The sequence below is a fragment of the Saccharopolyspora halophila genome (assembly GCF_039531955.1).
GTDB classification, from domain to species: Bacteria; Actinomycetota; Actinomycetes; order Mycobacteriales; family Pseudonocardiaceae; genus Saccharopolyspora; species Saccharopolyspora halophila.
In genome coordinates this window covers 43,239-55,157 of sequence record NZ_BAAARA010000013.1, presented here as the reverse complement: position 1 = coordinate 55,157, position 11,919 = coordinate 43,239, and the positions used below count along the sequence as shown (strand labels likewise).

Sequence of the window (11,919 nt, the reverse complement as noted above, 5' to 3'; positions counted from 1 at the left end):
GCCGCAGGGGTGGCGAAGCAGCCGCGGCGCCGCTCATCGGTGGGTTTGCGGCCACACATCAGTAGCGGATCACGGAGCTGACCGGCCGCCGAGGTTCCGCAACCGGCACCGCCACGCGAGCACTCCTAGCCGGCGTCCTCCCACGTGACCTCGCCCGCCTCGTCGAAGCCGCGACGGCGCAGGATTCGCCCGGCGTCGCTGAACTCGACCTCGCGGGAGAGGTTTCCCTCCGGACCCCAGGTGCGATGAATCCCGACCGGAACGCCTCGCTGGAACTGCCCCTCCGAGCGGCGGGTTCCGTCGTTGCACCACTCCTCGTCCGGTCCGTCCTCCAGTCCGTCGACATAGGTGGTCAACGAGACCGGCGTTCCGTCCGGCAGTCGATCTTCGGCCACTCCGGTGAACCGAACGCCGTTGTGCAGCACCGGACCGTGGGGCTCACTTTCGAGCTCGTCCTCGTTCACGCGGATCAACTGCTGCGCTCAACCCGAACCGGTCCGAAACCAGTCGGGGATCTTGTCCGGCTGTCTGGGGTGGCGGGACAGCTCGAGCTCGTAGTCCTGGTCGGCGGGCGGCGTGGTCCAGCTCGGTTCCTCGGACGTGTTGAACTGGATCTGGGACTTGTCCGGGTAGCCGATCTCGCACTTCGCGCTCAGCCATGCGCCGGTGTCCGGCCGAACCATTTCCCGGCGGAGCTCGCGGAAGTGCGCGAGCACCTGATCCGGCACCGTCCACGGAACGAGTTCCCCGGTCAGGGTGGTCACGACTGCGCGGTGGTCAGCTCGGACACCACTCCGTCCACGTTGGACGCGTGGACGCGCAGGTTGTCGACCACGACCTGCATCTCGTCGGGCATCCGGATCTCCTTCTCGGTCGGTCAGCGCAGGAACGATCCGCCGCTGAAGTCGTCGTCCTCGAAGTCGCCCCGCTCGGGCGCGGACTGCTGCTCCGGTTGCTCGTCCTCGGGCTGCGGGAAGGTTCGCCGCGCTTCGGACAGGATGTGCTGTGCCGCAGTGTCTTCCACTCCCACGGTGTCGGCGATCGCGTCCTGCATCAGGTCTGGGACCTTCGCCCGGGCGGCCTGCGCGATACGCATGATCTCCGCGGCCAGCTGCGACATGGGCCGGTTCCCGGCGGATTCCGAGAGCTCCAGGTTCCGCAGCGTGCCGTTCGAGTCGACGGTCACCTGCACGGCGCCGTCGCCGGACCTCTCGGTGGCCGAGACCTGCTCGATGCGCTCTCCTGCATCCGGCCGTAGCGCTCGGCCTTCTCAGCGGCGCGTTCCTGCCATTGCCGGACCAGCTGTTCCGTGGCGCGGATGTCCGTGCCGAAGTCCTCCGGCATCGCGGCCTCCCCAGTCCCGATCTCGTTCGGATCAGTGTGACGCGTCCGGGAGGTGCGCGGTTGCGATCCGTTGTCGAAATGGTCGGAATGCGCCGCTCGGATGCTCCGGAAGGAGCAGTTCCGGTCAGGTTCGGGACAGGGCCGCCGAGGTGGTCTCGGCCGGGAACGGCGAGGCGTGGAGGACTTCCTCGTGGGTGCGGGTACCGGCGAGGTGCTCGGCGCAGAGCTCGGCCAGCCGGGCGATCTCGTCGCGTTGGGCGCGGGTGAATTCGGGGCCGACCGGGTCGCCGTGGCCCGGGACGATGGTGCGCGGATCGCGGGCGAGCACGGCGTCCAGCGCGGCCGGCCAGTGCAGCGGGTGGGCGTCCTCGAAGTCCGGAGGGCCGCCCTGCTCGACCAGGTCGCCGGCGAAGATGGTTGCGGTGTCCGGGATTTCGACGACCAGGTCGTGGTCGGTATGTCCGGGCCCGGGATGCGACAGGCGGACCGCGCGGCCGCCCAGGTCAAGTTCGACGGGGTCGTCGACCAGGTGATCCGGCGTGCTGGGTGCCGAATCGGCGAGCGCGCGGGCGGTCTCGGGACCGGTGGTGCGGTAGTGCTCGACCCAGCGCTTCCGCTGCGCCCCCGCGGTCGCTGCCAGGTGCGCGGGGCAGCGCGCGTGCGCCCACACCGGCGCGGGCAGGAACGCCGAGGTCCCGAAGCAGTGGTCGAAGTGCCCGTGCGTGAGCACCACCTGCCACGGCAGCGCGGTCATCGCCCGCACGGCCCCGGCCAGCTCCGCGCCCTGCCGGTGATCACCCCGGGTATCGATGACCAGCGCGGACTCCGCGCCCAGCACCAACCCGACGGTCAGATCCAGCTCGCCGTACCGCCGCGCGAAAACCCGATCCCCCACCTCGACCCAAGTCACGCCAACACACCTCCCCGCAACACGGGAACGACCCCGCTGGCACCCACCTCACCCGCCAACAAGACGACATGAGCGAGCACGCCGAACACGGTGATCACCCTAGGCGCCGTCCGGGCCGCGACGGTGCGGGAAGCGGAGCTCGCGCGGCGGTTGTGACAGTTTTGCCTAAAACTGTAGGGCTCGGCGCCCGAGATGTCCTCGCAGTTTTAGGCAAAACTGTCACAGCCCCTGAAACGGTGGTTGCTGTGCTCCTGAACGGTTTTGGACCGGGGTGCTCTCGGGCGGCGGGTTTGCCAGACTGGTGGGGTGATCAAGGCGCGTTTGCGTACCTCGCTGGTGGCGGTGGTGGGCACGGCGGTGCTCGTGGCCGTGCTGTTCGTCGTCAACCGAGCCCTGGCGCCCGCTCTGCTCGGCGGGCCCGGATCCACCTGCCCGCAGCCGGACTGCGCGCTCGGGGCGGGCCTGTGGCTGATCGCGGGTGCGGTCGTGGCGATCCTGGCCGCACTCGTCGCGGGGCTGGTGCTCGGCTCCGAACGGGCGGTGCGCCGCGGTCTGCTGGTCGCGCTGTGCTGCGCGGGGGCCTACCTGATCGAGTCGATCGTGGTCTGGATCCTGATCTGACGCCTGCCGCGGTGCTCGTCCGGCGTGTGGTTGACTCTTCCGGCGGTTGATGACGCGGGAGGGGAAACGTTGCCGGAGGGGCACACACTGCACCGGTTGGCCGGGGTGCACGGTGAGCTGTTCGCCGGGCACGAGGTCGAGGTGAGCAGCCCGCAGGGCCGCTTCGCCGCGAACGCCAAGGTGTTGGACGGAGTCGTGTTCGAGCGGGCCGAGGCGCACGGCAAGCACCTGTTCCACCACTACGCCGACGACCGTGTCGTGCACGTCCACCTGGGGCTGTACGGGACGTTCACCGAAGCCGAGCTACCGGTCCTCGAACCGCGCGGACAGGTTCGGATGCGCGTCGTGGGCCCCACGCACTGGACCGACCTGCGCGGCCCGATCAGCTGCGAGCTGCTCACGCCGGAGGAGGCCGACGTGGTGCGGGCGAGGCTGGGGCCGGACCCGCTGCGCGCCGACGCCGACCCGGAACGTGCCTGGCAGCGGATCTCCCGGTCGAAGAGCTCGATCGCCGCGCTGCTGATGGACCAGAAACTGCTGGCCGGAGTGGGCAACGTCTACCGCGCCGAGGTCCTGTTCCGCCACGGCGTCGAGCCGATGACTCCCGGTCGTTCGCTCGGCCGCGAGAACTGGGAGCTGATCTGGGCCGATCTCGTCGAGCTGATGGCCGACGGCGTCCGGGCCGGGCGCATCGACACCGTTCGCGACGAGCACCTGCCCGAGGTCACCGGCCGGGCCCCGCGCCAGGACCGGCACGGTGGTGAGGTCTACGTCTACCGCCGAGCCGGGATGCCCTGCCTCGTCTGCGGAACCGAGGTCCGGATGAACGACCTGGCCGGCCGCAAGCTCTACTGGTGTCCCACCTGCCAACCGGGCTGAACTTGTTTACGCGGCAGTAGCCACGTGCTAGATCTTTTACCGCTAGGTCGAGCAACGTCGCTTTTCCTGCAGAGAGGAGCCCGGTGTGCGTCGGAGTCCCGTTCGATCGCTGATCACAGCTCTGGTGGTCCTGCTGGCGGCCGGTGCCAACCCGGCGGCGGCCGTCGCCGAACCGCAACCCGCGGACCAGCGGGACTGCGCCCTGCCCGCCGAGGGCGGCTTCGAATCCGCCGCGCCCGAGGAGGTCGACCTGGACCCGGCTGCGGTCCGGGAGGCGCTGGCCTACGCGAACACCCACATGCGGACCTCGGTGCAGATCTTCCGGAACAACTGCCGGGTCGGCGCGGGCGCGCTGGACCCGGTGACCGGCGGTCTGCCCTACAACGTGTGGAGCTCCACCAAGTCGGTGCTCTCCATGCTCACCGGCATCGCGGAGGGCCAGGGGAAACTGGCGCTCGACGACCCGGTGGGCAAGTACTTTCCCGCCGGCCGGGGCGATGCGGCGCACCGGGCGATCACGCTGCGCCAGCTGCTCACCCAGACCTCGGGCCTCGACGAGGCGATCCTGTCCGAAGGCGCCACCACCGGCCTCGACCCGGACATCTGCCAGGAGGCACTGGCCCAGCCGCTGACCCACCAGCCCGGCACGCACTTCGAGTACAGCCAGCGCACGCCCGACCTGCTGGCCTGCGCGGTGCAGCGCGCGGTGGGCACGGACCTGCAGGACTACGCGCAGCGCCACCTGTTCGACCCGCTCGACATTCCGCGCTCGAGCTACTTCTGGCTGCGCGACCGCTCCGGCCAGACCTACGGCTACGCGCACCTGTTCATCCCGCCGGAGCAGTACGCCAAGCTCGGCCTGCTGATGCAGAACGACGGCGAGTGGAACGGTCAGCAGGTCGTGCCCGCGGACTACGTGCGCCGGGTCGGCGAGCCCACGAGCACCAACGGTTGCTACGGCATGCTGTTCTGGACCAACCGCGGCGAGCCCTGCATCAGCACCAACCTGCCGAGTTCGCAAGCCGTGCAGCACGAGATGATCCCGAGCGCGCCGCGCGATCTCTACGCCATGGTCGGCGCGTTGCAGCAGAACAACTTCATCATCCCGAGCCTGAACATGACGGTGTCCTGGACCGGAGCGTTCGGCGACACGACGACGAATCCGGGCGGAGCGCTCAGCGGCAACCTCGCCGCCTCGGATCTGTACCACAACTTCTTCCGGATCCTGATGAAGGGCGTGCAGGACCAGGACGTTCCCGACCCCGGTCCCTACACGGCGCCTCCGGCGGAGTTCGACTTCGACCCGCGCAACTACGCCGACCCGGCCGTGCTGTTGCGCGACCTCGCGCCCAACAGCGAGTGCAACCTCGTGGTGTGCGACGGAACCGTCCCGACGAACGGACTCGCGCAGAACGGTGAAGCGATCGCTCGCGCGATCCTCGGCTCGGTGCCGTGAGTCAGAACCCGAAGCCGCCGAAGTCGAAGCCGTCCACGCCGCCGCCGTCGTTGAACCCGTCGAGGCCTTCCGCTCCGCCGTCCATGCCCGGGTCGCCGGACATGCCGTCGGCAGCGGCGGCCTCGGCGGGCACGGTGGCCATGCCCGCGAACAGCGCACCCATCAGCATGTAGGACCCCGCGCCCCACATGCCGGCCGCCATCGCCGGTTTCCACCAGGGATCGCTGTACCAGCCCTGCGGTACCGGACGGCCCGCGACCGTGCCGCCGGGGTAGTAGTGCGGGGTGCGCTCGGTCGGCTCGGGGGAGGCGACCTGCTGCTTGCCGTCGACCTCGACCTCGCGGAACTCGCTGACCGAGCCCGCGTGGATCTGTCCGGTCAGGGCGGGCAGCTCGGGTCCGGGGTCCATGTCCATGGCCAATCGAGCGGCGCGCACGTAGTGCAGACCTTCCAGGGCGGACTCGGTGGTCAACCGGGCTTGATTGGCGGTGGTGACCTGGTCGAGCTGGCTGACCGCGGCGCCGTGCCGCTCGGCGGCGTCGGCCATCGCCTGCTTGGCCGGCTCGTTGGTGCCGATGAGGTTGAGCACCTGCCCGCCGAGCCGTTCCGTCCAGCGCCGGGCCTCGGCCTTGTCGTCCTCGAGCTGCTTGCGCTGCCGTTCGAGGGATTTCTGCCGGGACCACCAGATCGCGCCGACGACCACCACGAGCGCGACGAGCAGAACTACCAGTGCGGTCATCGCTGCCTCCTGCGGGCAGAGCCGTTGTTATCCGACGGTACCCGCTGACCGCCCATGCCTGCGCTCCTCGCGCGGAACGCGCTGGCCGGGGCCGCGAGTGCTCAGAAGGCGTCCGGGCAGCTCGGCGGCCGGTCGGTGGCGAAGGCGCGGGATGCGGTGCTCAGCGCGCCGGGGACGAGCTCACGCACCCGGCCGGCGGCGGCCAGCGAGGTCAGCGTGGTGCCACCGAGGTAGGCCGCGGCCAGATCGGCGGTGTCGAGGGCCAGCTGCGCGGGCTCCTGGGTGCGCGAGACCGACGCGTCCGACAACGATGTGCGCAGCCGCCAGCGTCCCGCGTTCCACGGGCGGAACCCGTCGGTGATCTCCAGGACGACGTCCGCTCCGGCGCCGTAGCGGCGAGCGGGTAGCGCGGATTCCAGGTCGATCAACCGCAACCACAGCCCGTCGGAGTGCTGCTGCCGGGCGGCGCGCGGATCGGCCAGCAGGCGCCCGATCGGTTCATCGGCCGCGGCCTTGGGCCACACCACCTCGGCGGCCAGGTCGAGGTCCAGCAGGTACCGCCACGGCGCGGCGTAGGCCTGCGGAGTCTCGGCGCCCAGCGTCACGATCTCCAGCCGGTAGTCCGGGCCGCGGTCGTTCCACTTGGGCTGCGCCCGGTAGATCAGGTGGCCCTCCGGGTGCAGCGCGAACCGGTGCGCGTCCTCGTCGCCGCGCCGTTCCTGGATCAGTTCGCGCCTCCCAGCCCGCGTCGCGGGCGAGCCAGCCGGTCCGATGCGCGGCGATGCGCGCGTACTGCTCGTGCAGCGCGGGCAGCGCCTGCTCCCGGGTGACCTCGCGGACCGGTCGCTCGTCGACCTCGACGCCGGGCCGGAACGCCGCCCGGCCGGGCACCTCGAGGTGGTTGGACGCGCTGGCCACGCCGTACCCGTAGCGGCCGTAGATGGCGCCCTCGGAGGCGTGCAGCGCCGCGAGCGGGACGCCTGCTGCGCGCTGATCGTCGAGCTGGTGACGCATCAGGGCGTTGGCAGCACCGCGCCGCCGGTGATCGGGTTTGACACCCACCGTGGTCACGGCGGCGAGCGGGCAGCCGAGGCCGCCGGGCACGGTCGTCGTCTGGTCGAAGTGGCCAGCCACGCCGATCAGCTCGGCGCCGTCGAAGGCCCCGATCGGCCGGATGTGCTCGAACAGGGGGCGGAAGACGGCCAGATCCCGGAGGAATGCCGCGCCGAACACGGCGAGGAACTCGTCCGACTCGGCGTCGGTCAGGGTGCGCGTGCGGAGATCGGCCACGTGGCCTTCCTAACGCGCACCGCCGACGGCGGCTACCGAGTCACCCGCCGAGCGGGACCTCGGCGATGGTCTCCCACTCCGTGCTGGAGTGATCGCGGTTGAGCTTGACCAGCGACAACGCGGGGATCTTGGCGGTGGCCGACTCGACCTGCGTGGCCGACAGCGTCGCGATGGCGAAGATCGCCGGGCCGTCGGTGGTCGAGTGCGCCAGGCTCACGTGCTTGTCGATGTCCTCCGGTTCCGCGGGCACGGCGTCCTCGCCGAGCACTTCCGCGGTCGCTTCGCGGACCGCCGATCGCAGCTCCAGCACGGAGGACTGCGGCTCGGCTGGCAGGGCGAGCGACTCCGGCAGCACCACGGCGTGGTGGAAGGCCAGGGTCAGCGGCAGCACCTCGGTCAGACGGGGGCGCGTGGCGTCCAGCAGCGACTGGATCCGCGACTCGTCGATCTCGTCGGTGAAGCCGACCTCCTGCACCAGAATGTGCATCCATTCCAGCGGGACCAGGTCGAAGCCGGGTAGGTCGCGCAGCGCGTACTGGTAGTCGTTGACCAGCTTGCGCAGCCCCGGTTGCTCCGCCAGCGGGAGCACCCAGGCATAGCTGGTGCGCCCGGCGTGCCAGCCGGGGCGCCAGCGGGCGTGGTTTCGAACCTGATCGGCATGCGGCATGTCGGTCACCCCTCACATAGTGCCCGGACGAGTCCGGAAGTGGGGCGCGCTTGACCTATCTCACGGTTTCGACGGCTCGGGTTCACCCTTGCGTGCGGCGGCGTTCCGGCGGTCGAGAGTGGCCGCGGCATCGGCGTCGCGCACCCGCAATGTCAGCACCATACCCAGCGCCGCGAAGACCACCGAGACCAGGAACGCGCCGTGGAACGCGCTCATCTGGACCTGGGCCATCTGCGCAGGCGCGGCCTGGTCCACAGTGGCCATTCCGCGGGTGGTCAGGACGGTGAGCACGGTCGCGACGACCGCGGTGCCCAACGCGGTGGCCACCTGCCTGCTGACGTTGAACATGGAGCTGGCCATGCCCATCGACGGCCCGGAGATCCTGGCGAAGGTCGCGGTCTGCACCGGGGTCATCAGCAGGCCCATCGCCAGGCCCTGGGTGCCCAGCAGCCCGACGAGCAGCCACACCGAGGTGTGCAGGCCCTGCAGCTGCAGGAGCGCACCGGTGCAGATCTGCATCGCGAAGCCGACCAGGATCAGCCGCTTCGGACCGATCCGGCCGTACACCCGGCTGACCACCTGGGTGGTGAGCAGCATGACGACGGCCTGCGGCATCAGCACCAGGCCCGCCTCCAGCGGTGAGAAACCGCGCAGGTTCTGCAGGTAGAGCGGGATGAGGAACAGCACGCCGAACATCGCGCCGGTCATGCAGATCAGCAGTACGTTGCCGGTGCTGAACATGCGGTCGCTGAGCAGTCGCAGGTCCAGCATCGGCTTGCGCACCCGCAGCTCGCGCCACACCAGAGCGCCGATGAGCAGCACTGCCGAGCCCAGCGCGATCCACACCGGCACCTCGGTCCAGCCGTCCTGGGAGCCGAGGTCGAGGCCGTAGAGCAGGGAGGCGAGGCCGGCGCCGGCGAACACGAACCCGGGGACGTCGAAGCGGCCGGGGTCGCGGGTGGCCTCCTCCTGGAGGAACAGGATGGTGAACAGCAGGGCCAGCGCGCCGACGGGAAGGTTGATGAAGAAGATCCAGCGCCAGCTCGCGTACTCGACGAGGAAGCCGCCGAGCAGCGGTCCGAGCATCGGAGCGATGGTGATCGGGATGGACAGCACCGCACCCGCCTTGGCCCGCTCGTTGGCGGGGAAGGCGCGGAACATCATCGCCTGACCGACGGGCACCAGCATGCCGCCGCCGACGCCCTGCAGGAAGCGGGCGCCGACCAGCATCCACATCTCGGTGGACAGCCCGCACAGCATGGAGGCGGCGGTGAAAGTGATCACCGCCAGCTGGAAGGTCCGCTTGCTGCCGAAGCGATCGGCGATCCAGCCGGACGCGGGGATGAAGACGGCGAGACTGATCATGTAGGAGGTCAGCACCCACTGCAGCTGTCCCGCGCTGACCCCGAACTCCCGCCCGAGCGTGGCCAGCGCCACGTTCAGGATGGTGACGTCCAGGATCTGCATGATCAGAGCCAGCACGAACGTGATGCCGACCAGCCACTTGTACTCAAGTCGCCGCACAAAACCCCCACGGGAAGAACCGATAAGAACAGCGGCGCCCACGGCTCCGGGCGCGCACGTCAAGCCCCGGCGCCGGGACGGCGAGCCGAGAGCGACAACCCCAGTCTCGCGCACCCCGCTGACGACGCCCAACTCATTTTTATTCCCCGACAAAATCAACCAGAGGCGAACGCCCAGGTCACAAAGCCAAGTAGTGACAGTGGTCACAAACCCACCGCAACCCGGGCGCACCAAACGACCCCACCCGCACCGAGTCTGACCCCAAACCCCCCAACCACAAGTCGATCCGAAATCGAGAACCCAACCCAAAAGCGAGCTAGGAGCCCAACTCAAAAGCGGCCGAAAAGCAGGTCACAACAAAACCCACCCCAACCGAAGGCACCCCAAGCGCGCCACCGAACCCCGCGAGCGTGCCGGTGAGAACCCAGGCCGGGGCTTAGGAGGCATCTCGGTTTGGGGTTTGCGTGGCGGTGCCGGGAGCGGAACCTCAGACGCCCCCGTGCTGCGGGATCCGCTCCTTGAGTAGCGGCCTACGCGGCGTCGCGGCTGTCCTCGCCCGACGGCGTCTGAGAACCCGCAGCGGCGCCGGCTGAGTCCCGCACCGAATGCGGCTCCGCCGCATTCTGAAAGGCCCCCTCCGGAGTCCCCGCAATGAGATGCGAAAGGGGCGGAGGTGCCGCCGTTCCCTCGGGGAGGGTGGCAAGGCACGCTTCGCCCGCGCTTCAAGGGTGGTATGCGAGCTCGTGTGAGCAGCGCTGTGAGCGTGCTGGTGTGAACCCAGGCCGGGAACGGGGTCCGGCGTAGGGAGCTGTCCGGTGGGGGTCTGCCGCACCGTGGGGGCCTGCGGGGGCTCGGCCCCCGCAATGAAATGCGAAAGGGCGGAGGCGCCGCCATCCCCTCGAAGAGGGTGGCAAGCGCACTCCGCCCACGCCCTGGAGCGGGCGACGGGAATCGAACCCGCGTAGCCAGTTTGGAAGACTGGGGCTCTACCATTGAGCTACGCCCGCGTGCTGGTTCCGCCTGTTCCCGCGGGGCTCTCCGCGGGCGTTGGCGACCTTGCGTGTCCCACTCTAACGGGTCGCGATAGGCTCTTTGCAACGCACCCGGGTTTTCCGGGTGTGTCGCACGTCGGACGGGGTGTGGCGCAGTTTGGTAGCGCACTCGCTTTGGGTGCGAGGGGTCGTGGGTTCAAATCCCGCCACCCCGACGTGGTGACCGGCTGCTCGCTGAGGCGGGCGGCCGGTTTCGTCTTTCCGGCCCGGTCGCGGTGACCTGTGCCGCACTCGTGCCCGGTTTCGGGTAACGGCACGCTGACCCGCGCCGATTTCCCGACCGTGCATGAAGCGATGGCGCCAGGTCTGGGCAGCGGACGGTCGGTCCTTGTGGTGTGCGTGGTGCTGTGCGCCGTCGTGGCCGGCCTGATCGTGGTGTCGCTGTGGGTCCCGGGCCCGCCGGTGGCTCCCGCGTCCTCGGACCCGGCCGGAGGCATTCAGACCGCGGTCACCCCGACGGAGATGGGGTCGGCTATGGCCGAATGATCCGGGCCTCGAGCGAGACGGGCCGCACGGCCTCCTTGCCGCAGCTGTTGGGGCGGGGCGGGTCGAGCTCGCGCGGGCGGACGGCGACTCGCCAGTCCCGTCCGTCCCGGTGCCGGACTCGCACCACGGTGCTCTCCGCGGTCTCCTCCGTCTCGTCGACCTCGAGCGCGTCCTGGAGGCTCTCGCCGAGCTCGTGGCGCACGGCCAGCTCGGCGGCCTGCCCGGACCTGCTCCACGCGGAACGTCCGCGCAGGCCGTCCAGCGAGACCTTGCCCGCGGCCGCGGCGGCCAGCGCCGAGTCGACCTGGTGCGTGGTCAGGCGGCCGTAGGTGTAGCCGCTGGGCAGCAGCACCGCGGCGGGGGCGAAGCGGTGCCCGCCGGTGTGCGAGGTCTCCCAGATCGCGTCCCGGTGGTGCTCGCTGATCTCGGCGATGAGCTCGCGTCCGAGCAGCGCGCAGCACCGGTCCCGCCGCCCGTTGGTGCAGACCAGCAGCACCGGGCTCGCCTGCTCGCCCCAGCCGTCGTGCCGCCCTGCGGCGATGCGCTGGAAGTCGAGGTCGAGCAGTTCGGCCGGGTCGTCGATGGTCTTCTCGCGCAGCCAGCCGCCGGGTTCGGCGTGCCCGATCAGCACCTGCCGCGGTCCGGAGGTGTCGGGGTGCGGGCCGGGATGCCGGATGAGCTGCACCCGCACGCCGTGCGCGCTCGCGCGCCGGTCGAGCTCGGCGCCGATGCCGGGGTCGAGGTGGCTTTCCAGCAGCGCGTTGTGCCCCCACGGTCCCCGTTGCTCCAGGCACAGCCAGGCGGACGCGACCGCGGCCGTGCCTGGCAGCGGCTCGGTCAGCGCTTGGGACAGAGCCGCGCAGGTGGTATCGGCGGTGGTGGAGCGCACGACCCCACTCAAACACGCCGGGACGCGCTTCTCCTGACGGGCTTGCCCAACCCCGGGCCGTG

At 70.3% G+C, this 11,919-nt stretch carries 14 protein-coding genes, 2 tRNA genes and 1 pseudogene; 5 read left to right on the top strand and 12 right to left on the bottom strand.

The window, feature by feature from the left end; genetic code table 11:
* Positions 1–125 precede the first annotated feature (125 nt).
* The 5 genes from ABD289_RS18095 to ABD289_RS18075 form a co-directional block, all read right to left on the bottom strand.
* Positions 126–464, bottom strand: coding sequence for a toxin-antitoxin system YwqK family antitoxin (locus tag ABD289_RS18095; RefSeq protein WP_344133865.1), 339 nt, complete (start codon positions 462–464; stop codon positions 126–128).
* Between the two features lie 18 nt (positions 465–482).
* Positions 483–764, bottom strand: a complete 282-nt coding sequence (locus ABD289_RS18090; RefSeq protein ID WP_344133862.1) for a hypothetical protein — start codon at positions 762–764, stop codon at positions 483–485.
* Between the two features lie 113 nt (positions 765–877).
* Complete coding sequence (locus ABD289_RS18085; RefSeq protein ID WP_344133859.1) at positions 878–1,186, bottom strand: hypothetical protein; 309 nt, start codon at positions 1,184–1,186, stop codon at positions 878–880.
* Positions 1,183–1,344: a hypothetical protein gene (locus ABD289_RS18080; protein ID WP_344133856.1), complete on the bottom strand. Its 162-nt coding sequence runs from the start codon at positions 1,342–1,344 to the stop codon at positions 1,183–1,185. Before ABD289_RS18080 ends, ABD289_RS18085 begins: the two co-directional genes overlap by 4 nt.
* A gap of 124 nt (positions 1,345–1,468) precedes the next feature.
* The gene (locus tag ABD289_RS18075) at positions 1,469–2,254 is read right to left on the bottom strand and encodes an MBL fold metallo-hydrolase (protein ID WP_344133853.1); all 786 of its coding nucleotides are present in this window, start codon (positions 2,252–2,254) and stop codon (positions 1,469–1,471) included.
* Between the two features lie 306 nt (positions 2,255–2,560).
* Here ABD289_RS18075 and ABD289_RS18070 point away from each other — a divergent pair, with 306 nt between their 5' ends.
* The 3 genes from ABD289_RS18070 (at position 2,561) to ABD289_RS18060 (ending at position 5,210) form a co-directional block, all read left to right on the top strand.
* Positions 2,561–2,875 carry a hypothetical protein gene (locus ABD289_RS18070; RefSeq protein ID WP_344133850.1) on the top strand — a complete coding sequence of 105 codons (315 nt, stop codon included), beginning with the start codon at positions 2,561–2,563 and terminating at the stop codon, positions 2,873–2,875.
* 69 nt (positions 2,876–2,944) lie between these two features.
* Positions 2,945–3,754: an Fpg/Nei family DNA glycosylase gene (locus tag ABD289_RS18065; RefSeq protein ID WP_344133847.1), complete on the top strand. Its 810-nt coding sequence runs from the start codon at positions 2,945–2,947 to the stop codon at positions 3,752–3,754.
* Between the two features lie 85 nt (positions 3,755–3,839).
* Entirely contained in the window at positions 3,840–5,210 is a 1,371-nt protein-coding gene (locus ABD289_RS18060) for a serine hydrolase domain-containing protein (protein ID WP_344133844.1), read from the top strand.
* A gap of 1 nt (position 5,211) precedes the next feature.
* On the opposite strand, the gene ABD289_RS18055 is transcribed toward ABD289_RS18060, so the two are convergent.
* The 6 genes and pseudogenes from ABD289_RS18055 to ABD289_RS18030 all read right to left on the bottom strand — a co-directional run bounded on the left by ABD289_RS18055 (position 5,212) and on the right by ABD289_RS18030 (position 10,437).
* The gene (locus tag ABD289_RS18055; RefSeq protein ID WP_344133841.1) at positions 5,212–5,949 is read right to left on the bottom strand and encodes a hypothetical protein; all 738 of its coding nucleotides are present in this window, start codon (positions 5,947–5,949) and stop codon (positions 5,212–5,214) included.
* A 101-nt stretch (positions 5,950–6,050) separates the two neighbouring features.
* Positions 6,051–6,611 carry a sterol carrier protein domain-containing protein gene (locus ABD289_RS18050; protein ID WP_344134051.1) on the bottom strand — a complete coding sequence of 187 codons (561 nt, stop codon included), beginning with the start codon at positions 6,609–6,611 and terminating at the stop codon, positions 6,051–6,053.
* Between the two features lie 310 nt (positions 6,612–6,921).
* Positions 6,922–7,182: pseudogene (locus tag ABD289_RS18045) on the bottom strand (GNAT family N-acetyltransferase); the annotation flags it as partial.
* A 97-nt stretch (positions 7,183–7,279) separates the two neighbouring features.
* On the bottom strand, positions 7,280–7,906 hold the full coding sequence (locus ABD289_RS18040) for a 2'-5' RNA ligase family protein (RefSeq protein WP_344133838.1): 627 nt from the start codon (positions 7,904–7,906) through the stop codon (positions 7,280–7,282).
* 60 nt (positions 7,907–7,966) lie between these two features.
* Positions 7,967–9,430, bottom strand: a complete 1,464-nt coding sequence (locus ABD289_RS18035; RefSeq protein WP_344133835.1) for an MDR family MFS transporter — start codon at positions 9,428–9,430, stop codon at positions 7,967–7,969.
* Between the two features lie 933 nt (positions 9,431–10,363).
* Positions 10,364–10,437, bottom strand: a tRNA-Gly gene (locus tag ABD289_RS18030).
* A 126-nt stretch (positions 10,438–10,563) separates the two neighbouring features.
* On the opposite strand from ABD289_RS18030, the gene ABD289_RS18025 reads away from it, so the two are divergent.
* A tRNA-Pro gene (locus ABD289_RS18025) sits at positions 10,564–10,637 on the top strand.
* Positions 10,638–10,776: 139 nt separating this feature from the next.
* Positions 10,777–10,968 (top strand): hypothetical protein, encoded by a 192-nt coding sequence (locus ABD289_RS18020; protein WP_344133832.1) that lies wholly within the window; start codon positions 10,777–10,779, stop codon positions 10,966–10,968.
* Here ABD289_RS18020 and ABD289_RS18015 read toward each other — a convergent pair.
* Positions 10,955–11,857, bottom strand: coding sequence for a ferredoxin family protein (locus tag ABD289_RS18015; protein WP_344133829.1), 903 nt, complete (start codon positions 11,855–11,857; stop codon positions 10,955–10,957). The two genes, ABD289_RS18020 and ABD289_RS18015, sit on opposite strands and share 14 nt — an antisense overlap.
* Positions 11,858–11,919 lie beyond the last annotated feature (62 nt).

Bases quoted from the DNA above. Each gene is read 5' to 3' on its own strand.
- ABD289_RS18040 (WP_344133838.1), bottom strand. From the start codon at position 7,906: ATGCCGCATGCCGATCAGGTTCGAAACCACGCCCGCTGGCGCCCCGGC.
- ABD289_RS18020 (WP_344133832.1), top strand. From the start codon at position 10,777: ATGGCGCCAGGTCTGGGCAGCGGACGGTCGGTCCTTGTGGTGTGCGTG.
- ABD289_RS18055 (WP_344133841.1), bottom strand. From the start codon at position 5,949: ATGACCGCACTGGTAGTTCTGCTCGTCGCGCTCGTGGTGGTCGTCGGC.
- ABD289_RS18080 (WP_344133856.1), bottom strand. From the start codon at position 1,344: ATGCCGGAGGACTTCGGCACGGACATCCGCGCCACGGAACAGCTGGTC.